The following is a 19,952-nucleotide window of genomic DNA, read 5'->3' on the forward strand; positions in this document are numbered from 1 at the left end:
GAATACTATGTGGGATAAATCGTATTTAGAAAAGTTGAGCGAACGCAACGCCAAGGCTCAGGCCGGTGGCGGCGCCGCTCGTGTAGAAAAGCAACATTCCCAGGGTAAGCTCACGGCTCGCGAACGCCTTGAAATCCTTTTTGACAAGGGCACGTTCAAGGAAATCGGTGCCATGCGCCTTTCCCAGAGCATCGAACTCCCGGAATCCAAGCGCATTTACGGTGACGGTGTCGTAACGGGTTACGGCAAGATCAATGGCCGCCCGGTTTACGCTTGCTCCCAGGACTTCACGGTGAGCGGCGGTTCTCTCGGTTCCGCACACGCCAAAAAGATCTGCCACGTGATGGACCTCGCCCTTGATTCCATGGTGCCGTTCATCAGCATCAACGATGGCGGTGGCGCCCGTATCGAAGAAGGCGTTAGCTCCCTCGACGGTTACAGTGGCATCTTTGCCCGTAACACTTGGGCAAGCGGCGTGATTCCGCAGATTTCCGTGATTCTCGGACCGTGCGCAGGTGGTGCTTGCTACTCCCCGGCTATCACAGACTTTATCTTCATGACCGAAAAGACGAGCCAGATGTTCATCACAGGCCCGGCTGTCGTGAAGGCTGTGACTGCTGAAGTCGTGACCCCGGACCAGCTCGGTGGCGCAGGCGTTCATTCCTCCAAGTCCGGTGTTGCACACTTTGTCTACAAGGACGACAAGGAATGCCTCGAAGGTGTGCGTAACTTGCTCAAGTACCTCCCGCAGAGCAACGTGGACAAGTCCGTCGCTCAGGCCGGTACGATCGTGGACAAGTCTGCCGACATCGAAGAAATCATTCCGGACAACTTCAAGCGCGCTTACGATGTTCGCGACGTGCTCAACTGCTTTGCCGACAAGGATTCCTTCCTCGAAATCCAGCCGGACTTTGCAAAGAACGTCGTCATCGGCTTTATCCGTCTCGACGGTAACGTGATTGGCGTTGTCGCTAACCAGCCGAAGTACCTCGCCGGTTCTTTGGACGTGGACGCTAGCGATAAGGCTGCACGCTTTGTCCGCTTCTGCGACAGCTTCAACATTCCTATCCTTACGCTCGAAGACGTTCCGGGTTACATGCCGGGCACGAAGCAGGAACACAACGGCATTATCCGCCACGGTGCAAAGCTCCTCTTTGCATACGCCGAAGCAACAGTACCGCGCGTGACGCTCATTCTCCGCAAGGCATACGGTGGTGCTTACATCGCCATGAACAGCAAGAACCTCGGTGCTGACTGCGTGTTCGCCCTCCCGATCGCTCAGATCGCCGTTATGGGTGCTGAAGGCGCTGTCGACATTCTCCGCAGAAAGGAAATCGCCGCTTCTGCTGAACCGGCCAAGGTCCGCGAACAGTACATCGCTCAGTACGAAGAAAAGTACTTGAACCCGTATATCGCCGCTGGCAACGGATTCATTGACGAAGTCATCGAACCGAAGAGCGTTCGCGACCGCCTTGTTTCCGCCTTCGAAAACTTGAAGAACAAGAAGAAGGCTGTGCTCTGGAAGAAGCACGGAAATATTCCGCTGTAGCCTTCGGCAGTAGACAGTAGGCAGTAGACAGTGGCTAGTTCATAGCTATTGGCTAATGCATAAAGCAATTGAAATGTCCCGGTTCCATCGCGGAATCGGGATTTTTTTATACAAGACTTGACTGGATCCTTCCGGCTTCGCCGTTCAGGACGACGACTCTAAAATCCAGTAAAGGTTCTGTTACAGCAACGTTTTTACAAGCGTTTCGTGCAAAAGGCCATTGGTGAAAATGACCTGTTCGGCATCGACGAACTGCATGGGAGTACCGTCAATGTGTGTAGACTTGCCGCCCGCTTCTTCGACGAGGAGCGCGATAGCAGCAATGTCCCACGGATAGCTCATGGTCATCACAAAACAGTCAATGCGACCGCAAGCCGTGAAACAGCCTTCAATCACAGCAGAGCCCAAGCACTTCACGCGTTCAAACGTTTCAGCTTCGCGGGCAAAGTTGTGCGAATTCTGCGCATTGATTTTTGCTGCATCGCCCACGTTGAAATCGCCATTCGAAACAATCGCATGTGCCGGGTTCGACTCGCGGCTCACATGAATTTGTTTATCATTCATGAACGCGCCCATGCCTTTAGCAGCAGTGTAGAGTTCACCGAGTTTGGGCAAATTAACAACCGCCACCAGCGGTTTGCCTTCGAAATGCAAGGCAATAGAAATTCCCCACAGCGGAATGCCACGGCTAAAGTTCACCGTTCCATCGACCGGGTCGATAATCCAACGGTAGCGCGGGTCCGAGCCTTCGATAACGCCCGCTTCTTCAGTGCGGATGGAATGCGTCGGGAACGCAGCGCGAAGCCCCTTGACAATAAGCTTTTCGCTAGAAACATCGGCAATAGTCACAACGTCCTTGACAGTCTTGTAGCGGACATCGCCAAGGTTATTCTGGAGTGCAAGGCAAAGGTCGCCCGCCTTGCGGGCAAGGTCTTTGGCGACGTTCAAAAAATCTTCTGTATTCATTTCATTCTCGTTTTTACATAAAAAGGAGATTCCCGCCTACGCGGGAATGACAATAAATAACAACTCTCGTCTCTAGTCTGTAGCCGCATTGCGGCGTTTTCTCGTCTATTTCTTATACGCGCAACAGCGGAAACCGATCGTAGGAGACTTGTAGAATGACGCCGCTTGACGGTAATAGGATTTTTCTCCTGTAAGGAACACAGCCTCTTTCTTTGTAGGCTTATACGTAAGTCCATTCCCAAGAGAATCAAGCCAAGCCTTGCCACCCTTCTTGTATTCGGAATAAAGCGAAAAATCCTTACCGATTACCTTTCCATTCTTATCGACGACATCGTAGAACTGGATCGTGTCCTTAAAGTCCTTTGGCGTAATCTTCTTATGCAAATTTCTCGTTGTATCGGCCGCATAAACCGTATCCACCAGAGTACCTTCACGGTAAAGGTAAACAGTATCTTGCGTATACCCAGGACGCGTATAGTACGGGAACGCACGATTCGTGCAGTAAGCAATAGATTCACGATCAAGACCTTCATAAACCATGTAGCTCGCGCCCTTCAATACTGCGGCAGTATCTTCAGACCGTCCCATCACCCACTCCTGATACTGGCCCGGCAAATCCCTCACGCCCATCGGATTCATGCAATGCGGATCGCGTTTTCTGATATCTGCAGCAATGGTAGAATCATTGGTGCTGACATTGCAGACCTTAAACAAGTAATCAGAAGCCTTAGAATCACTTTCTTCGACAACGCCATACTGCAGAGAACCGCCCGACAGGCAGACAAGCTCCCAGTCTCGTTCACGGCAAAGAGAAATTTCAAAACCGCTCGCAGACATGGCCTCGCAAGCCGCAGCAGCCTCGGAATGCAGGACATTCGTCATGAATTTTCCATCCGCACCTCGATGTTCGAATTTTTCCATGCAAAGAGAAGTCGTATCGGAGGTTGATACTGCAATAAAGCCTTTAGGGCATTTAAGTTTATCTGCAAGTTCGCCAGGCGAAACGAAAATGGTATCCACCAGCGCCGCCGACTTATATTCTGAATTGTCAATAGAGCGGATGCGAAGGATCAAAGTATCGCCGGGGGCAACGTATTGAATTGTATCCGACACGAAGCGGCCCGTGCCAGAATAGTCAATACTGAACCGGCCCTTTTCATCCATGCTATAACGGTCCGTGTAGTTTTTTTCTTTGTTCGAAGAATACTTATGCCAGGACTTGTCTAATTTGTCATAATACTCGATCTCGTAGTTCGAGACATTTTTATAGCAAGTATTTTCGTTGCAGCCCCTCGGGAATACAAGAACCGAATCGACTTCAATTCCATGATCAAACTTGAGCGGATCTACGCTACGGCTCCACAAGATACCGACCCGATTGTTGCTATCGAGCTTTGTATAGCCCGGGAATAGAGAATCTTCTGCCGTAAATATTTTCCTTGCCATCAAAGGAGCAATGGAATCTGTCGTGTTGAACTGGCGCCAAAAATCAACGGAGCTGTTGATTTCGGACCCGCTAGCATTACCAACCATATCCCAAGACGAAATTGCAATCCTATAACCAGGATCATCTTCTCCAGATTGAGTACGGAGACCATCAACAATCAGGCGGAAATGATTTTTCGAAATGTCTTCGGAATTGTAGCCTTCACCATCGTATACAACGAGACGGAGATAGTTCTTGTTTTTTTCGTTCACCTTTATTGCATCGACAAGAACGGAGTCGTTTCTCTTATGGATGTAGGCATTGCGCTTGTACAAGCGGGTTCCCTTATTATCGACACCAGCCGGGGACTGAATCGTCACTTCAAGCTTACCGACATCTTCATCAGGATCGTTGGAATAGATGACTACATTGTAGCCGAGAATTTTACCAGAAACATCATTCGGCGAAAGAACCTTGGTCCTATCGGTCGGGCGGTACCATTCAAACCAGGCGCCCGTAGCCCACAGGGAATCCGACAACGGTTCCACATCGGTCGGAGGCAGGACATCTTTAAAAGGCAAAAATACGCGTTGCACAGATCCCGGATCGCCACCGTCGGAATATTCACAGAACATCACAACCTGAAGGCTATCATAACCCATCTTGACGAATTTGGCAATGGATTCCGTAAGATCAAGCGTATCGTATTCGCTACTCTTTTTCTGATATTTGCGGAAAAAAGAATTGTCGATATTGTCATGAGCTTTTTCAATCTGCTTGTTCGAAACAGATTTCGAAGTATCGTCGATGACGGCATCGTCAAGCCAGACGCACAAGCCAGAATAATCTTCAGTGCGTATTGGGTAATGGTAACGGATCTTATAGCAAATGCTGTCCTCGGGTGCGCCAGGACCGCAGCCTTCAATAATGGAATATTCGTAGATTTCTCTGTCGAACTTGAATTCAGTTCCGTCGTCATCGTCGGAGCAGGCCAAGAAGAACAGAGCTAGAGCAGATAAGAGATAAAGTTTTAAATAGCGCATAGAATTCACGCTATTAATTTAGAAAAAACGTAGTATGAAAATGCCATAAAAAGCAAAAACCGGGCGCTTTCGCGTCCGGCTTTTAAAAGCTAACCAAAGTTATTAGGCTTCTTCAGGATAGACAGAGACCTTCTGGCGCTTTGCATCGAGGCGTTCGAACTTCACAGTGCCATCAACGAGGGAGAACAAGGTAAAGTCCTTGCCCATGCCGACATTGTTGCCCTTGTGGAAGTGAGAACCGCGCTGACGAACGATGATGTTGCCAGCCTTGACGGATTCGCCCGCATACTTCTTAACACCAAGGTACTTGGCGTTACTGTCGCGGCCGTTACGTACTGAACCTTGACCTTTCTTATGTGCCATGGATTAAGCCTCCTTAGCCTTACGCAGAGAGTTCTTCTTGACCTTAGCCGGCTTCGGAAGTCCCTGAGCGATCTTTTCCTTGCGAGTGAGCGGCTTGTTCTGAGCCTTCTGCTTAGCAAGGGCAGCCACGCGAGCGCGGTTGCGGGTAATAACTTGAGGGTCTACGACTGCAGATTCAGCGCCAGAGCGGAGTTCCGTGACGAGCACCTCGGTATAGCCCTGACGATGACCGTTACGACGTTCGTAACGAGTACGACGCTTCTTCTTGAACACGATGATCGTGTCTTCCTTGCCATGGGCGAGAATTTCGACCTTGACAGAAGCATCATTCAGGACAGGGGTGCCGACTTGCACTTCTTTTCCGGAGAAAAGAAGGACGGACTTGAGCTCCAGTTCGGAACCAACAGCGGCGTCGATCAACGGGAGCTTGTAGGCCTTGCCGAGCTCGACTTTATACTGGAAACCACCTGCTTCAACAATAGAATACATTTTGTAATCCTTTTTAGTTTGCTATTGGGACCACAAATTTAGTAATAGTGCACAGAAAATCAAAGGGGCACAGAAGTGAAAAATGATAAAAAAGTGCATTTTCGAGAAATAACTGGATCCTTCCGCCTTCGGCGTCAGGATGACGAGAAGGCTAGCCAGGATGACGAGAGTGAGGCAAGAACGGAATGTCAGGATGACTAGCGTGTGAAAAACGAGGTATTTTCTAATGACTAACGACAAACAACCAAGGGCTAATTTGCTAAATTATCGCTGAATTTTATAAAGGATTCCCTAATGAGCAAAATTATCAGCCTTGATGGCGACTGGCAGATGATCTGGGACACGGAAGACACAGGCATCTCCAATCGTTGGTATGCAACGTATCCTGAAAAAACACAGACTGTTAGCGTTCCCCACATCTGGGAAAGAGCTTTTGACAAGCTTTTGATGGCCCAGGACTGCGCATTCTATTTCAAGAGATTCACGATTGACGACGAAAAGCAGGTCACGAAGCGCATTTTCCTCCGCTTCGAAAAGATCGCAACGCACGCCACCATCTGGCTTAACGGTAAGCTTTTGGGCGACCACTTTGGCGCTTACACGTCCTTTGTCATTGAAACGCAGAAGGCGATCAAGCTCGGCGAAGAAAACATTCTCTGCATCCGCGTTGCAAACATGGGTGCCACAAACAGCCGCATCGACTTCGGTCGCGAAAGCAAGGAAGGCGCAAACGACCGCTATGCCCACCCGGGCGAAATGCCGGTTGGCCTCCCCTGGTCGCAGTATCCGTACGGCGGTATCTGTGGTCACGTGGACTTGATTCTCGGTAACGCTGCATTTATTTCCGATATTCACGTCGAACCGGACATGGACCAGGAACGCGTTTCTGTCGAAGCGTTCTTCAACAATCCGCGCGGTTACCAGTCCCGCCTCCGCATCCTCATGAAGAACCCGAACGGCGACGTTTACGAATACTTCAAGGACATCAAGCTCGAAAAGGAAAACGCCACGCAGAAGTTCCTGCTAGGCATCAAGGACTGGAAGAAGGACAAGTGCGTCTGGAGTCCGGAACGTCCGAACCTGTTTGCGATCGAAATGCAGCTTGAAATCAAGGGCGCTAAGGGCAAGGCTCCTGAATACACCTTCCCTGTCGTGAAGACTTTCGGCTTCCGCAAGTTCGACTGCCTCAAGGGCGACTACTACATCAACGACTCCATCGTGAAGCTCATGGGCGTAAGCTACAACCAGCAGTGGAGCGAAGGCGGCCTCTGGACAGACCAGAACCCGGCTCTCGAAAAAGACCTGAACGCAGTGAAGGCCGCAGGCTTCAACGTCATCCGTTCCTGTGGCGCTCCGCTCAGCAGCACGGCTCTCGACATCTGCGACAAGATTGGTTTGTTCGTTTTCCAGGAATTCCCGATCCACACGATGCGTTCTACCGCCCAGGGCCTCGAAATCACGAAGAAGCTCATCAACGACATGGTGCGTGACCAGCACAACCATCCGTGTATCGCCGCCTGGATTCTCGGTTCCGAAAACGGAACGTTCATGCTCCAGAACGGCAACAAGCTCTTGAACGCGATCAGCCCAATCGACACCTGCCGCCCGGCTATCAGCAACTTCAACAGCATTTACCTCGACAACGAAGCAAACTTCCACAAGGATACGGGCAAGATCATCCCGGTCTCCATCGACCGCATTTCTCAGTACGCCACGATGCGCGTGAACCCGCGTTTAAACCCGAGCGCCGCCTACACGCACTACCTCGCCCACATGCTGGACAAGGAAGACGTGGAACTCATGGTGCCGGATACGGGTCTTGGCGACAGCCACTTCCAGGATGAAGAAGAACCGATTTTGAACGACATCGAAAACAAGGTCCTGGTGACGCTCAAGAACAACACGCTCTTCCCGAAGCGCGCAACCACCATTGCCGGTCCTCGCAGCGTCAAGAGCCAGAAGGCGATCAAGAACGAATTCAAGTCCGTGGAAACATTCGTCGCCGACAACAAGCTCTCCATTTGGCCGAACTTCGAATCGTTCAACGCCGATGTCTACCGCATCGCCCTCAAGAGCAAATACGACCAGATTACCGCATTCCAGAGCAACCCGCAGATTGCAGGTTTCTTCATTGACCAGTGGGCCGACAACGGAACTGACTTCAGCGGTTTCACCGATGAAAACAGAAAGTCCAAGGGCATCCAGAATTTTGCCCGCGAAATCACGGCTCCGAGCCGTGTGCTCATCAGCGAACTGGAACACGTTGTCACTCCGCAGAGCGAAGTCAGCTTCCAGCTTACGCTTTTGAACAACAGCCGTCTGGAAGACGTGGAAATCGAAGTTTCGCTCCTCGATGCTAAGGACAAAGTCATCAATACGCAAAAGGTCATGCCCGAAGAACCGGCTGACAAGAAGACGCTCACGCAGCTTGGCATTTGCACATTGATGGCCCCGCGCGCCACCGGTTTGTACAAGATAAAGCTTACGCTCAAGGATTGCGGCAAGGAAGTCCACTCCAGCTACGAAGACTTGATCGTGATCGACCAGGCCGACGTGAAGGACGCCATGAGCAAGGTTTGCTTCCTCGACAACTACGATGAATCAAGCGATGTGCTCGCCGCCCTCGACGGTTCTGAACAAATTATCTTTACTGCAAACTTGAGTTCTTGGCCGGATGAAATCTTGGAAAAGATTATCGATGTCACGAAGAATGGCGGCAAGACGCTGTTGCTCTCCGACATGACGACTGAAGATATCGACCTCTTGAACCAGAGCCACAACTTTGAAAACAAGATCGAAGCCCACTGGACCACAGGCGCAAATGAATTCAGCTTGCACTACTTGCCGAAGGATTCCCCGCTCCTTGCTGTGTTCGGCGGCAACGGCGTTCTCGACCACAACTCCGCATCGGCAATGCCGGGCATTTCGTTGAACGAACTCGCTGGCGCTAAGGTTTACGCACGTTCCGTGACGCTCAAGGATGGCGAAATCAAGACGGGTGTGGACTTGCAGCTCGTGCCGTTTGGCAAGGGCCAGATCATGTTCAACCAGTTCAGCGTGATTGAAGGTTTGGAAACGAACGCCCTTTCGGATGCGCTGTTCACGGCCATCGTGAACTTGCTGTAATTGGTTCGGCAGGCTCTTCTTCATGTTGAGAGGCTCTGCCTCGAAACATCCAGTAAAGTCTAGCCGACAAGCTTTGAATTTTCAAGAGTCCCGCCCTGCGCGGGACTTTTTCGTTACAATACGTCATCCTGAGGACCGAAGGGACGAAGGATCCAGTGCAATACTTTTACAATCCGTCATCCTGAGGGCGACAGCCCGAAGGATCCAGTGCAATACATATTAAATTTCTATATTTGCTTTTATGACACAGAATAACGTTAATTTGGAAAAATACTCTGACGAGCTCGCCAACAACGCAAAGAACGCGAGCAAGAAAATTCGCACATTGAGCGCCGAAAAGCGCGCAGCCGTGCTCGCACGTGTTGCAGAAATTCTCCGTGCAAAGAAGCCGGAAATTCTCGCCGCCAACAAGCTTGACCTCGAAGCTGCCGCCGGCAAGCTCGACGATTCCAAGATGGATCGCCTGACTTTGAATGATGCCCGCATCGAATCGATGGCCAAGGGCGCCGAAGAAATCGCTGCATTTACCGACCCGCTCGGCCGCATTCTCGAATCCCGTGAACTCAAGAACGGCATCAAGATAAGCCGTGTCGCTGTGCCGATAGGTTCTGTGTTCTTTATTTTTGAAAGCCGCCCGAACGTGACGATTGATGGAGCTTGCCTTTGCTTCAAGGCGGGCAATGCCGTGATTCTCCGTGGCGGTAAGGAATCGCTCAACTCCGCAAAGTGCCTCGCCGGGATTTTCCACCAGGCGCTTGAAGAAAATGGCGTTGACAAGGATGCCGTGCAGCTCGTGACCGAAACGAGCCATGACCTCGTGGGCATGCTCTTGCAGCGCAACGATTGCCTCGACCTCGTGATTCCCCGCGGTGGCGAACGCTTGATCCGCGCCGTCGTAGAACAGAGCAAGATTCCTGTCATCAAGCACTTCAACGGCATCTGCCATGTGTATGTGGACAAGTCCGCCGACATGGAAAAGGCAGTGAACATTCTCATTAACGCGAAGACGCAGCGTACCGGCGTATGCAACGCCATGGAATGCGTGATTATCGACCGACATATCGATGATGCAAACGTCAAGAAGCTCATTGATTGCCTCGCCGACCGCGGTGTGGAACTCTTTGGCAACAAGGACGCCCAATCACACGACAGCCGCATCAAGGACATCGGCGACGACAGCAACTACCATCACGAATACCTCGCCCTCAAGGCAAGCGTCAAGTTCGTCGATAACGTCGAAGAAGCCTGCGACCACATCGAAAAGAACAGCAGCCGCCACACGGAAGCCGTCGTTGCAGAAGATGCCGCCGTGCAAGATTACTTTGTCGCAAACGTTGATAGCAGCAGCGTCATGGTGAACGCCAGCACACGCTTTGCAGACGGTGGCGAATACGGTCTCGGTGCCGAAGTAGGCATTTCTACGGACAAGCTCCATGCTCGTGGCCCGATGGGTGTCGAAAGCCTCTGCAGCTACAAGTGGATTCTCCGTGGCAATGGACAGGTAAGAGGATAGTCGGAAGTAGGAAGTAGACGGTAGACAGTAGGAAGCGACACGAATGTGTCATCCTGAGCGAAGTCGAAGGATCTAAAAATGAAGTTTGAAGATTTGATCAAAGAAGTAAAGTTCGAAGTGGAATTCGGTGGCGTGAAGCTCGCACCGGCAATCGTCCAGGACGCCGATAAGGGCGACGTGCTGATGATGGCATGGATGAACGAAGAAGCCCTCCGCCGTACGCACGAATGCGGTGAAATGGTTTTCTGGAGCCGCAGCCGCAAGGAATACTGGCACAAGGGCGACACGAGCGGAAACGTGATGACGGTCGTCGAATGGGCTGCCGACTGCGATTCCGACGCGTTGCTTTTCAAGGTGCGCATGCAAGGCCCGCAAGTCGCTTGCCACACAGGCGCCCGTAGCTGCTTCTTCAAGAAGTGCGAAAAGTAAATTAAGTCGCCCCCCCCTCGCTGAACGATCACATAAAATTTGCCTAGTTTGCATACGCAAGCTAGGCTTTTTTTTCAAGCAAATTACGCGTTACACAGGAGCGGCAAGGCGGTTACGGCTGCGCGGGTGGCAGCTGTTGGTGTCACCGAGAATCAGCAATGAATAAGAGAACTTTGGGAATATTCAAACAGCGGATTTAAGGTTGATTCTTTATTTGCTGTTTTTGGGGTGTAAGTCTTCTTTACGAACTTTGAAGAGTTCGGCCGCTTTTTCTGGCGTCAAAATGCCGGAATCAACCATGAGCTGTGCAGATTCAAGAATTCCATCGCCTTTCCCTTGCAAGTAAGACCCTTGTTTCTCGTAAAGCAAATCCGTCATTCCGTCAACCTCGTTCAAAAGCGTTTCGTCAGTGTACCCAGTCAAAGATACATCCTTGGCAAAGTCCTTGTCAAGCAGTCTCTTCAGTTTTTCGGCAGGAATCTCCTTTTCTTCAAGAACGGCTCGAAAAATACGAAGCATTTCAGCCCGGTTTGTTTTTTCTCGCTTTTCAGGCTCGGTTCGGTCATCGATGGCGAAAAACTTTTCCACCTCCACAAAGTAAACATCCAATTTTTCGTAAAAGAAATGCCGATTACGCGCAAGCTGCGAATGATGCAGGTAAGTATTTCTCTCCAATGGAAACTGATTTTCTGTCAAAAGCGAAAGCACGTAGATGTGAGGCAAATTGTAATCTTGCGATTTTTTAACGGTTCGCGAAATTACGCGGGATGTGTAGTAGATAAGCCTATCAACGAACAGGGTGTTGAAATTCTGCTGAACTTCGATAAGAACTGGGTTGCCAGCTTCTGTAGTTCCGTAAATGTCGAAAATTGCGGTCTTGTCATTAAGAACCCCAGGATTCTCTGGAACACCAAAGGTAAAGGATTTGATGGCGTTTTCTCCGTTCAAATCTAGCATGGCGTTTAGGAATTTTACGGTGCGTTCGGGCTTCGCTTCGTTTGCCATAAGCATCTTGAAAATGCCGTCGCTGAAGGGGTAAACGTTAGTGTAGTTTTTTCGATATTCTGCCAAATGTTCAGGATGTTCGTGAAGATCCTTGACCATGGCGAAAAATTCATCTCGAGTCACAATTATACCTCCATTAAGTTTAGAGGATATAATCTACAACAAAGAATTTTCGAAAAGCGCAACCTTGTAAATTTTGCAAACAACCGTTAGCAAACAACATTATTTAGCAAACACATGTTGACACGTACTTTTACCTTTTCTCAGAAGAATTCTTTTCTGGGTCCTTTTCCAAGGCATACATACGGATTATATACTTGGAATAATAAGCATAATTCCTGAGGCATCCAAACATATCCAGCCAATTATTGAGCTTTTTGCAATGAACCGAATTTTCGTCTTTTACAAAATACGAATTCGCAATCCAGTAAATGTCAGAATTGTAATCACCAAAGGAGTCTTCCGTCAGGCCCGTTCTTTTTTTCAATTTTTCGAAAAAGGCTTTTTTACATCGGCACTTACTTTTGACGAAGTCGCCGTAGAATCCCTGAAAAGGGATACAGCCTTTGTGCAAAAAGCAGACCACAAATTTTCTTTTCCCCCCCTGAATTTTTCTCTTTGGTCCGCACTTTTTCTTTGGAATCATTGCATTTTATTTTTACGGTGGCCATTTTTATACAATACACCCAACAAAGTGACCAAAGAAATAGAGAACCGCCGCTACCGCCAAAGAGACACCGATAGCTTCGGCAATGTTCATTCCACTCAAAAAGCTTTTCAGACATTCGCTAATTTGTCATGCCAACGAAAGGTTTTTCGCTATCGACGCGTTCATATACAAGTTCCGCTGCGGTGTGCTCGTGGACTGCGTAATGCAATTTGTTCTGGACAGTAGCAAAGAAATCCTTCGTAATCTTTTTGCGGGGATCGTAGTCTACGGATGTTGCGTAGATATCCGTGACTTGCTGGTAAAAATTACGCTCAGACGAGCGAATGTCGCGAATTCGCTGCAAAAGTTCCTTGAAATAGCGATTCCGACCGTTTTTCAGCCTTTCATCGTCAAGAGCAAACCCCTTCTGAATGAATTCGTGCAACCTAGCCGTGGCCCACCGTCTAAACCTTGTGGCTACAGGTGATTGAACACGGTAGCCAATAGCGATGATGACATCGAGATTGTAATGAGCAATCTTTCGATGGACCTGCGTCACCCAACAAACAAAAAGTCGGCCTCTTTTGAAGCCGACTCAAGCGAAAAACGAGTATAAGATTCCTACCGCTCTTACCCCTTCCTCCACACCATCTTGTTGACGATGCCGGTGTTGCTCTGGATAATCTTCACGACTTTGGTCGAGACGTTTTCTTCGATGTAGTCAGGCACGGGGATGCCGTAGTCGCCGTTAGCGTTCATCGTGACGGCCGTATCGACCGCCTGCAAGAGCGACTTTTCGTCGATGCCCGCGATGAAGAAGCAGGCCTTGTCAAGAGCTTCGGGGCGTTCCGTGCTGGTGCGAATGCAGATTGCCGGGAACGGATGGCCGATGCTTGTGAAGAAGGAGCTTTCTTCGGGGAGCGTGCCGCTGTCACTCACGACGGCGAAAGCGTTCATCTGCAAGCAATTGTAATCGTGGAATCCGAGCGGTTCGTGCTGAATCACGCGCTTGTCGAGCTTGAAGCCCGAGGCGGCAAGGCGGTTACGGCTGCGCGGGTGGCAGCTGTACAGAATCGGCATGTCGTACTTTTCGGCCATCTTGTTGATGGCGGTAAAGAGGCTCGTAAAGTTCTTCTCGGTATCGATATTCTCTTCGCGATGGGCGCTGAGCAGAATGTACTTACCTTTTTCGAGGCCAAGACGTTTGTGAATGTCGCTAGCTTCGATTTGCGCGAGGTTCTTGTGCAGAACTTCGGCCATGGGGCTGCCGGTCACGTACGTGCGTTCCTTGGGCAGGCCGCAGTCAGCGAGGTAGCGGCGAGCGTGTTCGGAGTAGGCCATGTTCACATCGCTGATGATGTCCACGATGCGGCGGTTGGTCTCTTCGGGCAGGCATTCGTCCTTGCAGCGGTTGCCCGCTTCCATGTGGAAAATCGGGATGTGCAGGCGCTTAGCGGCGATGGCAGAAAGGCAGCTGTTGGTGTCACCGAGAATCAGCAAAGCATCCGGTTTGCAAGCGACCATGAGCTTGTAACTGCAGTTGATGATGTTTCCCACAGTTGCACCGAGATCGTCACCCACGGCATCCATGTAAACTTCGGGATCCTTGAGGCTTAAGTCCTTGAAGAACACGCCGTTCAAGTTGTAATCGTAGTTCTGGCCAGTGTGCGCGAGAACGCAATCAAAGTACTTGCGGCACTTGTCGATGACTGCCGCAAGGCGGATGATTTCCGGGCGCGTACCCACGATAATCAAGAGTTTCAGCTTGCCGTTATCGGCAAACTTTACGTCAGTGTAGTCTGTTTTAATGTTCATATTTTTTTCTCAAAAACCGGATTTTTTAAACCAACACACTTCATTATGTTACACCCCCAAGAATAACGTTGCAAAAATGCGCTAGCAACATACACCAATAAAACCATTATAATCAAGCCCAAAAAAGGTTTAATCAACTGGGTTAAGCAAAACCTCGGCAAACGATTTAGAAGAAACGGAACGATTTGGATGTGGTAAAGGTAGATTATCAACGAATTACAACCAACAAAAGCCACAATTCTTCTTTGCATAAATTTTAGCTTAAGTACATCTTTTATCAACCCATAAATCAGAATCAAAAAAGACACTTGCGTAAAAGGAGTAAGCAAAGTAAAATACGATAGTTTATTCAAATGATATCTAACAACAATGAAAAAAAGAAAAGCAACAAAAGAAGCTATCATGACCCAATTATTCACTTTTTTTTCCATTCTATACTTTTTTATCAAAACACCAAATGCAAAATATCCAGCCCAATTAAAAATATTCAGATATTTTGTCATACCAAAGCCACCATAATCACCCCAAAAATGTACCTGTTCTAAAAATAACGAGCCAAACATTATAACGATTAAAGTCAATAAATATGGAGTTTTTCTGACAAATTTAAATATAACAAGCATACTCAAATAAATGGTCATATAATAATGAATAGATCCAAGACCAATAAACCATTTAAAATAACCTACAACAGTTAAAGGATCTCCACAGACAACAGCACCAAAGTAAGTAACAATAGATGCAATCACCCAAGGAATTATCACCGAATGCAGTTTTTTTTGCCAAAAAATTTTGCTATCATTTTCATCTCTATGATAATAATAACCACCAATTATAAAAAAAGCCGGAACACCAAATTGCGCAAAAACAGCCCATACATGAGTAATCAAACTTGACAAGTAATTACTATTATCCATAATATTAACATGAGCTGCAACAACCGCTAAAATAGCAATACATCGAATAACATATACCAATTGGCTAATCTGTCTATCAGAAAGATCTCCACTATCTAATTTTCCAGGCATTGTATAAGTATCCGATAAAGTCATCATATTTTTTTCAAAGTGTAAATACATTTATTATATTAACTTATTTTTCAACCAATTGAAGAATACTCTAACAATTGGGAAATGTCTACTAGGCAAATTCAACAGCGAATAGATTTTCTTTTCTTCGGGAAATTTCTTGTGCTTAACATAGTATTTATACAACAACATCATTCCATATTCTTTTTCGCCCGGCAAATGTAGAAAAACCATCTTATCATAGTAATAATCAGTGCTTACCAAATAAAACCGATGTGTCCAATAAACATTCATATAGGGTCTTCCATCGACAATAGGAACTCCAGACTTTATTGCGGCAATTGAAGTAATAAATTCATCGCCCAATAAATTATCATTGCAATAATTTTTCTCTTTTATTTTTTCGTATAAATTCAAACAATAATCAAAGAATCTCAGCAATTTATCCTTACTGCCACAAATAAGACCAGAGCCATATTTTACGATTACAGGTTCATCTTCATATAGCAATTTATAAGCATTCAAAAATTGCGTTCTAATTGGATGATTAAAAGTAAAAGGGCCAGAAAGCATTACAACAGATTTCTTTGATTCTTCTATCAAATCAGACAAGTCACCATTGCATACGACATCGCAATCTAATTGAATATAATAGTCATATTCTAGATTTCTTATTGCCCAATTATATGAAGACAATTTAAAAAACGCTAAAGACCATTGATTTTCTTTTGGAAAAAGAAATTCATCAAAAGGAGCACGATAAACTCTTATGCCCTCTGATTCAAACAGAGCAATGGTTTCAGAATCTACACTAGCGTTTGTGACAATTCCGACGTTGATTTCAGGATTATGTTTTTTGGTGGTTTTCAAAGCAACAAAAGCATTACATAAATATGTATGTAGCGAATTGTTAGTATCTTTGATATTAACCGAACCAACAAAGCCATCTTTTGATGCGATAGCACAAAAGACGAAGGCTTGACTTTTTGATTTATTTGTCATTTTACCACATTCTCCCCAAAGGTATCCGGGTGATTCGGGTCAAAGGATTCGTTCAAAAAAAAAACACAAAAAAAGCTACCTATTTTACAATGAGCCTATAAATAAAACACGTAAATATAAAAACAAATTTATGTCTAAAATTATACGTTAGCCAAGTTTTGAATTTATATTTAAACGAATCCCCATAAGGACGCTTAAACTTATTATCATCTAAAGAAACGCCTTCATCTTTTAATTCTGCAATAGCCTTTAGAGGCGACTTTTTATAAATCACGCAACTCCAAAGTATTTCTTGCATTACAGCAGAAATAGAGTTATAGTATAAACCGTCAAAAGGTATTTGATTTTTGAGCGTAAAACGTTTTATGTCACCAACCACAAACAGCAAACTATTATAATAACGTCTCCAAGCAGAATCTTCTCTTAAGCGAATCTTTGCTGTCGTCGAATCATCATGCGTTCGAACATAATACAAGCCCTGTGCTGTAGCAGCCACCTCGCTATTTGTCAACTGTATGTATTTATAGTTAAATAAAAAATCTTCATTAAATTTCACACCAACGCTAAATCTCAAATTGTATCTTTGAATTATTTCAGTTAAGAATAAATATCTCCAAACAGCCATTTTACAGGACTTTTCTTTTGACTGTATATAATATTCTCCATTAAAAGATTCAAGTTTATCTTGATTTAGTGTCGTTCCAAAATAAAAACATTTAAAATTCTTTTTTTCTACAAGACTGACAACACTTAAGTATAAATTATCGGTCAAATAATCATCCGAATCAACGAATGCAATATATTTACCGCAAGCCGAATCGAGTCCCTTATTTCTCGCAGCAGACACTCCTTGATTCTTTTGATTCAACAAATGAAAATTGTGATATTTTTCGCAATATGATAACGCAATTTCCGCAGATTTATCCGTTGATCCATCATTTACAATAAGAACTTCATATTCTTTATCGTTAAGTCCCTGTCTGGTCAAAGAGCTTAAACATTCGTCAAGATATTTCTCACAATTATATACGGGTACAATCACAGACAAAAGAATACCACTATTCTTTTTAACAAGACCACCACTATTATTTTCTGTTGATACAGTATTCATTTTACCACCTTCTCCCCAAAAGTATCGGGATGGTTCGGGTTAAATTGTTCGTTCGCCCACATGAGCGTCACCAGGTTTTCGGTCTGCGAAAGATTGATAATGTTGTGCGTATAGCCCGGGAGCATATGCACAGCCTCGATCTTGTCGCCACTCACTTCGAATTTCATCACTTCGTCCGTTCCAATCTTGCGTTCCTGAATCAGAGCACGACCGCTCACCACAATGAAGAATTCCCACTTGCTGTGGTGCCAGTGTTCACCCTTGGTGATTCCCGGCTTGGACACATTCACGCTGAACTGGCCGCAATTTACCGTCTTCAAAAGTTCGGTAAAGCTACCGCGGGCATCCACGTTCATCTTGAGCGGGAACGAGACCTTTTCCTTGGGCAAGTAGCTCAAGTAGGTGGAGTATAGCTTTTTCTCGAAACTGTTGTTCGGGATTTCCGGCATCACGAGCGTATTCGGCTGGTCGTGGAACTTGTTGAGCAAATCCACAATGGCACCGAGCTTGATTTTATGGACCGTCGGCACATGGCAATAGACACTTTCGGCGGAGTCCCGTTCGCAAGGCACAACATTAATTCCGTCAAATGCGCAATAGTGTTCCCCACCTTGCAAAGCGGCAATCATTTCTTCAACAAGGTCATCGATGTAGAGGAGTTCCATATCGACATTCGGGTCGTTCACCTGAATCGGCAAGTCGTTCGCGATGTTATTGCAGAAAGTCGCCACCGCGCTGTTGTAGTTCGGGCGGCACCACTTACCGAACAAGTTCGGGAAACGGTACACCAAAACCTTCGCGCTAGTTTCACGGCTGTATTCAAAGAACAGCTCCTCGCCCGCTTTTTTACTGCGGCCATATTCGCTATTGCCAAAACGGCCCGCAAGCGTCGCCTGGATGCTACTGCTGAGCATCACCGGACACAAATTTTTGTGGCGCTTGAGCGTTTCCAGAAGGTCGCTAGCAAAACCGAAGTTACCCGCCATAAACTCGCTGTTATCCTTCGGACGGTTCACTCCAGCAAGGTTGAACACAAAGTCCGCATGCATGCAGGCTTCATCAAGCTCTGCCAAGGTCGAATCGATATCGTATTCGTAGATATCGCCAATGACCAAATCACCACGCGTGCGGTCCTTGCCATCACGGATATTCTTGAGCGCAGCCACCAAGTTGCGGCCCACAAAGCCCTTTGCGCCAGTCACCAATATATTCATAATAAACCTTTTTTAGTTCAACACCGTTACTGGATCCTTCGACTCCGCTTGCGCTTCGCTCAGGATGACGTTGGAGGGATTATTTCTCCGCCTTGGCGAGTTCTTCGCGGATGTACTGGAGCGAGAGTAGTTTTTCCTTAACTTGTTCAACATTCAAGAGCTTGGTATTGCTGGAGTTGAATTCAGTGAGCGTGTTGCGTTCCGTATCGCCCTTGCTGAAGTACTTGTCGTAGTTCAGGCCACGCTTGTCGCAGGGCACACGGTAGAAGTTTCCGAGGTCAATCGCATGGGCACATTCTTCGTTCGTGAGGAGCGTTTCGTACATCTTTTCGCCGTGACGGATACCGATGACCTTGATGGCATTCTTGTCGCCACCGAAAAGCTCACACACAGCTTCTGCCTGAGTCTGGATTGTGCAAGCCGGAGCCTTTTGCACCAAGATATCGCCCGAGACGCCGTTTTCAAAAGCGAACAGCACCAAGTCCACCGCTTCGTCAAGACTCATGATAAAGCGCGTCATAGAACCTTCGGTTATGGTAATCGGCTGGCCATTGCGAATCTGGTCGATCCACAGCGGAATCACGGAACCACGGCTGCACATCACGTTACCATAACGTGTGCAACAAATTTTTGTCTTTTCCGGGCTCACCGTGCGGGACTTGGCCACAATGACCTTTTCCATCATTGCCTTGCTCGTACCCATCGCATTTACCGGATAAGCGGCCTTGTCCGTGCTCAAGCAAACCACATTTTTGACTCCTTCTTCGATGGCGGCGGTCAACACGTTGTCCGTACCGAACACGTTGGTCTTAACAGCTTCGAGCGGGAAAAATTCGCAGCTCGGCACCTGCTTGAGGGCCGCCGCGTGGAAAATGTAGTCCACCCCGTGCATGGCATTCTTGACACTCTGGAGGTCGCGCACGTCACCAATGTAAAACTTGATTTTGTCTGCTACTTCCGACATTTTCGCCTGAAACTCGTGACGCATGTCATCCTGTTTTTTTTCATCACGGCTGAAAATACGGATTTCCCCAATATCGGTCTGGAGGAAGCGGTTAAGAACGGCATTGCCGAAACTACCTGTACCACCAGTAATCAAGAGCGTCTTACCACAGAAGATGGAATTTGACATAAAAAGTCCTTCTTATAATTTTTGCAAGAAAAATGTAGTAAAAATAAGAGGAGTTTTAGAAAAATAATCAAAGCATCTTAAGTAACCAAGAG

General features: G+C 47.2%; 15 protein-coding genes and 1 pseudogene. 4 read left to right on the top strand and 12 right to left on the bottom strand.

Annotated features, from left to right (window positions below; translation table 11 throughout):
• Positions 1-7: 7 nt before the first annotated feature.
• Positions 8-1,549 (top strand): acyl-CoA carboxylase subunit beta, encoded by a 1,542-nt coding sequence (locus B7990_RS11730; RefSeq protein ID WP_088641119.1) that lies wholly within the window; start codon positions 8-10, stop codon positions 1,547-1,549.
• A 180-nt stretch (positions 1,550-1,729) separates the two neighbouring features.
• Here B7990_RS11730 and B7990_RS11735 read toward each other — a convergent pair whose 3' ends face one another.
• From B7990_RS11735 to rplU, 4 genes are all read right to left on the bottom strand, one after another.
• Positions 1,730-2,515, bottom strand: coding sequence for an inositol monophosphatase family protein (locus tag B7990_RS11735; protein ID WP_088641120.1), 786 nt, complete (start codon positions 2,513-2,515; stop codon positions 1,730-1,732).
• Positions 2,516-2,620: 105 nt separating this feature from the next.
• On the bottom strand, positions 2,621-4,984 hold the full coding sequence (locus B7990_RS11740) for a hypothetical protein (RefSeq protein ID WP_254917511.1): 2,364 nt from the start codon (positions 4,982-4,984) through the stop codon (positions 2,621-2,623).
• A 102-nt stretch (positions 4,985-5,086) separates the two neighbouring features.
• On the bottom strand, positions 5,087-5,347 hold the full coding sequence (gene rpmA / locus B7990_RS11745; RefSeq protein ID WP_088641122.1) for a 50S ribosomal protein L27: 261 nt from the start codon (positions 5,345-5,347) through the stop codon (positions 5,087-5,089).
• A gap of 3 nt (positions 5,348-5,350) precedes the next feature.
• Complete coding sequence (gene rplU / locus B7990_RS11750) at positions 5,351-5,836, bottom strand: 50S ribosomal protein L21 (RefSeq protein ID WP_072828036.1); 486 nt, start codon at positions 5,834-5,836, stop codon at positions 5,351-5,353.
• A gap of 294 nt (positions 5,837-6,130) precedes the next feature.
• On the opposite strand from rplU, the gene B7990_RS11755 reads away from it, so the two are divergent.
• The 3 genes from B7990_RS11755 to hisI all read left to right on the top strand — a co-directional run bounded on the left by B7990_RS11755 (position 6,131) and on the right by hisI (position 10,904).
• Entirely contained in the window at positions 6,131-8,962 is a 2,832-nt protein-coding gene (locus B7990_RS11755) for a sugar-binding domain-containing protein (RefSeq protein WP_088641123.1), read from the top strand.
• Positions 8,963-9,203: 241 nt separating this feature from the next.
• Positions 9,204-10,475, top strand: a complete 1,272-nt coding sequence (locus tag B7990_RS11760; RefSeq protein ID WP_088641124.1) for a glutamate-5-semialdehyde dehydrogenase — start codon at positions 9,204-9,206, stop codon at positions 10,473-10,475.
• Between the two features lie 78 nt (positions 10,476-10,553).
• Complete coding sequence (gene hisI, locus B7990_RS11765; RefSeq protein ID WP_073424020.1) at positions 10,554-10,904, top strand: phosphoribosyl-AMP cyclohydrolase; 351 nt, start codon at positions 10,554-10,556, stop codon at positions 10,902-10,904.
• Positions 10,905-11,114: 210 nt separating this feature from the next.
• Here the strand turns inward: hisI and B7990_RS11770 are convergent, their stop codons facing one another.
• The 8 genes and pseudogenes from B7990_RS11770 to B7990_RS11810 all read right to left on the bottom strand — a co-directional run bounded on the left by B7990_RS11770 (position 11,115) and on the right by B7990_RS11810 (position 19,860).
• On the bottom strand, positions 11,115-12,032 hold the full coding sequence (locus B7990_RS11770) for a PD-(D/E)XK nuclease family transposase (protein ID WP_088641125.1): 918 nt from the start codon (positions 12,030-12,032) through the stop codon (positions 11,115-11,117).
• 668 nt (positions 12,033-12,700) lie between these two features.
• Positions 12,701-13,111 (bottom strand): annotated as a pseudogene (gene rhuM / locus B7990_RS11780) (RhuM family protein); the annotation flags it as partial.
• Positions 13,112-13,188: 77 nt separating this feature from the next.
• Positions 13,189-14,373, bottom strand: a complete 1,185-nt coding sequence (gene wecB, locus B7990_RS11785) for a non-hydrolyzing UDP-N-acetylglucosamine 2-epimerase (protein WP_088641127.1) — start codon at positions 14,371-14,373, stop codon at positions 13,189-13,191.
• Entirely contained in the window at positions 14,370-15,428 is a 1,059-nt protein-coding gene (locus B7990_RS11790; protein WP_176407307.1) for an acyltransferase, read from the bottom strand. Before B7990_RS11790 ends, wecB begins: the two co-directional genes overlap by 4 nt.
• Before the next feature lie 27 nt (positions 15,429-15,455).
• The gene (locus tag B7990_RS11795) at positions 15,456-16,403 is read right to left on the bottom strand and encodes a hypothetical protein (RefSeq protein ID WP_088641129.1); all 948 of its coding nucleotides are present in this window, start codon (positions 16,401-16,403) and stop codon (positions 15,456-15,458) included.
• 79 nt (positions 16,404-16,482) lie between these two features.
• Positions 16,483-17,514 (bottom strand): glycosyltransferase, encoded by a 1,032-nt coding sequence (locus tag B7990_RS11800; protein WP_088641130.1) that lies wholly within the window; start codon positions 17,512-17,514, stop codon positions 16,483-16,485.
• Complete coding sequence (locus B7990_RS11805) at positions 17,511-18,728, bottom strand: capsular polysaccharide biosynthesis protein CapF (protein WP_088641131.1); 1,218 nt, start codon at positions 18,726-18,728, stop codon at positions 17,511-17,513. Before B7990_RS11805 ends, B7990_RS11800 begins: the two co-directional genes overlap by 4 nt.
• Positions 18,729-18,807: 79 nt before the next feature.
• On the bottom strand, positions 18,808-19,860 hold the full coding sequence (locus B7990_RS11810) for a polysaccharide biosynthesis protein (protein WP_088641132.1): 1,053 nt from the start codon (positions 19,858-19,860) through the stop codon (positions 18,808-18,810).
• Positions 19,861-19,952: the final 92 nt, after the last annotated feature.

The organism is Fibrobacter sp. UWB4 (assembly GCF_002210345.1).
In the GTDB taxonomy this organism is placed as follows: Bacteria; Fibrobacterota; Fibrobacteria; order Fibrobacterales; family Fibrobacteraceae; genus Fibrobacter.

Excerpts from the sequence above, each read along its gene's own strand:
- B7990_RS11730 (WP_088641119.1), top strand. The coding sequence starts at position 8 with ATGTGGGATAAATCGTATTTAGAAAAGTTGAGCGAACGCAACGCCAAG.
- B7990_RS11735 (WP_088641120.1), bottom strand. The coding sequence starts at position 2,515 with ATGAATACAGAAGATTTTTTGAACGTCGCCAAAGACCTTGCCCGCAAG.
- B7990_RS11740 (WP_254917511.1), bottom strand. The coding sequence starts at position 4,984 with ATGCGCTATTTAAAACTTTATCTCTTATCTGCTCTAGCTCTGTTCTTC.
- rpmA (WP_088641122.1), bottom strand. The coding sequence starts at position 5,347 with ATGGCACATAAGAAAGGTCAAGGTTCAGTACGTAACGGCCGCGACAGT.
- rplU (WP_072828036.1), bottom strand. The coding sequence starts at position 5,836 with ATGTATTCTATTGTTGAAGCAGGTGGTTTCCAGTATAAAGTCGAGCTC.
- B7990_RS11755 (WP_088641123.1), top strand. The coding sequence starts at position 6,131 with ATGAGCAAAATTATCAGCCTTGATGGCGACTGGCAGATGATCTGGGAC.
- B7990_RS11760 (WP_088641124.1), top strand. The coding sequence starts at position 9,204 with ATGACACAGAATAACGTTAATTTGGAAAAATACTCTGACGAGCTCGCC.
- hisI (WP_073424020.1), top strand. The coding sequence starts at position 10,554 with ATGAAGTTTGAAGATTTGATCAAAGAAGTAAAGTTCGAAGTGGAATTC.
- wecB (WP_088641127.1), bottom strand. The coding sequence starts at position 14,373 with ATGAACATTAAAACAGACTACACTGACGTAAAGTTTGCCGATAACGGC.
- B7990_RS11790 (WP_176407307.1), bottom strand. The coding sequence starts at position 15,428 with ATGATGACTTTATCGGATACTTATACAATGCCTGGAAAATTAGATAGT.
- B7990_RS11795 (WP_088641129.1), bottom strand. The coding sequence starts at position 16,403 with ATGACAAATAAATCAAAAAGTCAAGCCTTCGTCTTTTGTGCTATCGCA.
- B7990_RS11800 (WP_088641130.1), bottom strand. The coding sequence starts at position 17,514 with ATGAATACTGTATCAACAGAAAATAATAGTGGTGGTCTTGTTAAAAAG.
- B7990_RS11805 (WP_088641131.1), bottom strand. The coding sequence starts at position 18,728 with ATGAATATATTGGTGACTGGCGCAAAGGGCTTTGTGGGCCGCAACTTG.
- B7990_RS11810 (WP_088641132.1), bottom strand. The coding sequence starts at position 19,860 with ATGTCAAATTCCATCTTCTGTGGTAAGACGCTCTTGATTACTGGTGGT.